At 71.9% G+C, this 2,397-nt stretch carries 1 protein-coding gene and 1 pseudogene; both read right to left on the minus strand.

The window, feature by feature from the left end; genetic code table 11:
* Positions 1-377, minus strand: a pseudogene (locus IH13_RS0133310) (phosphoesterase); the annotation flags it as partial.
* A gap of 382 nt (positions 378-759) precedes the next feature.
* Positions 760-2,100: a 4-aminobutyrate--2-oxoglutarate transaminase gene (gabT, locus tag IH13_RS0133315; protein ID WP_031090391.1), complete on the minus strand. Its 1,341-nt coding sequence runs from the start codon at positions 2,098-2,100 to the stop codon at positions 760-762.
* Between the last annotated feature and the right edge of the window lie 297 nt (positions 2,101-2,397).

The following is a 2,397-nucleotide window of genomic DNA, read 5'->3' on the forward strand; positions in this document are numbered from 1 at the left end:
GTGTATAAGAGACAGGTTCCGTACGCCACGGCGGCGGTGGCCGTGTGGCCGGAGGGGTAGTAGCCGGTCGCCTCCGTCAGCGGACCCTGCCGGTCGGTCCACAGCTTGAGCGGGACGACGAGCACGGGGACCGCCGCCATGGTCAGGACCGCGTACAGCGCCGCCCGGCGGTCCCGGCGCAGCCAGGCCACGAGGGCGGCGCACGCCACCACGGGGACGGCGACCTCCATGTTGCCGAGGTCGGCGAAGAGGTCGGACAGCGCGGCGGGCCCCCGTCCGGCCAACGCCGATCCGAGCCGCTCGTCGGGGCCGAGCAGCGGGCCGTCGGCCACCACCTGCCAGGTGATCAGCGCGAAGACGGCCAGCAGCGCGGCCACCCGGGAAAGGAAAAGGACCGGCCACCGGGGAACTGGGGGGAGTGTTCCGGGGTGGCCGGTCTGACCGGTGTGCCGCGCGCCCCGGGGGGTGTGGGGCGGGCGACCGTCCGATCGGTGAGGAGTTCCGGAGCGCGATGCTCCAGTGGTGTGCGCGGAGGCACTGCCGGGACGGTGCTGGGGGAGCCCCGGCCCGGCGTCACCCGCAGTTCCCTGCGGGCGGGGTGTTTCTCTCATCTGTGGAAACCGTACGTCAGGGGGGAGTGGGCCGACAGGGGCCACGGTAACCCGCCATGGCCCCCGCACACCTTCTTCACAGACCCTCACGCGCAGCCGGTCGATGTGCCCGAAAACGCCGCGCGCCCCCAGGGTGAATCCGTACGCATCAGAGCGTGGAGAACGCCCGTTCGAGAATGTCGAGGCCCTCGTTCAGCAGATCCTCGCCGATGACCAGAGGCGGCAGGAAGCGCAGGACGTTGCCGTACGTCCCGCAGGTCAGTACCAGCAGCCCTTCGGCATGGCAGGCCTTGGCCAGGGCCGCGGTGGCGGCCGCGTCGGGATCCTTCGTACCGGGCTTCACCAGCTCGATGGCGATCATCGCCCCCCGCCCCCGGACGTCACCGATGACCCCGCCGTTCGGGAGCTTCGCCCGCATCTCCTCCAGGCGGCCCTTCATGACCTCCTCGATGCGCCGGGCCCTGCCGTTGAGGTCCAGCTCGACCATGGTCTCGATGGCGCCCAGCGCGCCCGCGCACGCCACCGGGTTGCCGCCGTAGGTGCCGCCCAGACCGCCGGAGTGCGCGGCGTCCATGATCTCGGCGCGGCCGGTCACCGCGGAGAGCGGGAGACCGCCGGCGATCCCCTTGGCGGTGGTGATCAGGTCCGGGACGATGCCCTCGTCCTCGCAGGCGAACCACTGGCCGGTACGGCAGAAGCCGGACTGGATCTCGTCCGCGACGAAGACGATGCCGTGCTCCTTCGCGAAACCGGCGATCGCCGGGAGGAAGCCCTTGGCCGGCTCGATGAACCCGCCCTCACCGAGGACCGGCTCGATGATGATCGCCGCGACGTTCTCCGCGCCGATCTGCTTGGTGATCTCGTCGATGGCCTGCGCGGACGCCTCCGCGCCGGCGTTCTCGGCACCGGTCGGCCAGCGGTAGCCGTACGCCACCGGGACGCGGTACACCTCGGGCGCGAACGGCCCGAAGCCCTGCTTGTACGGCATGTTCTTCGCCGTCAGCGCCATCGTGAGGTTGGTGCGGCCGTGGTAGCCGTGGTCGAAGACGACCACGGCGGTCCGCCCGGTGTACGCACGGGCGATCTTCACCGCGTTCTCGACGGCCTCGGCGCCCGAGTTGAACAGCGCGGACTTCTTGGCGTGGTCGCCCGGGGTCAGCTCGGCGAGCCGCTCGCAGACCTCCACGTACCCCTCGTACGGCGTGACCATGAAGCAGGTGTGGGTGAAGTCGGCGAGCTGCGCCGACGCGCGGCGCACGACCGCCTCGGCGGAGGCGCCCACCGAGGTCACGGCGATGCCGGAACCGAAGTCGATCAGCCGGTTGCCGTCCACGTCCTCGATGATCCCGCCGCCCGCGCGGGCGGCGAACACCGGCAGCGTGGACCCCACGCCGGCGGCGACCGCCGCCGTCCGGCGGGCCTGCAGCTCCACCGACTTTGGACCGGGGATGGCGGTGAGGACGCGGCGCTCCTGCGGGATGTCGGACATGCGGGCTCCTGGGGGTGTTCCGGACGCTTCTCCCTGCAGGCTAGGGGCGCGGGAGGGCGGGGGTCATGCTCCGTCGCGGAGTGGTGGAGGCGTGGGCTTGTCCGTGGCGGACAGGTGGCCGGGCCGCGCACGACCGGTGGGGCACCGCGCCCATACGGCCGGATTGCTGAACTCCCCGTGCCCTGGCACTAGATTGGCCGTGCAGAAGGCGGGACCTGGCTGGTCAGGGGGCAGCGGTTCATGGACACCGAAGGCACGTACGACGCACGGGACACCGGCGCGGGCCGGGTGCCCCGT

Origin of the sequence: Streptomyces sp. NRRL WC-3549 (assembly GCF_000721935.1) — a bacterium.
Lineage (GTDB): Bacteria > Actinomycetota > Actinomycetes > Streptomycetales > Streptomycetaceae > Streptomyces.

What these genes read in the sequence shown, in the direction of transcription:
- gabT (WP_031090391.1), bottom strand. Translation starts at nt 2,100, where the DNA reads ATGTCCGACATCCCGCAGGAGCGCCGCGTCCTCACCGCCATCCCCGGT.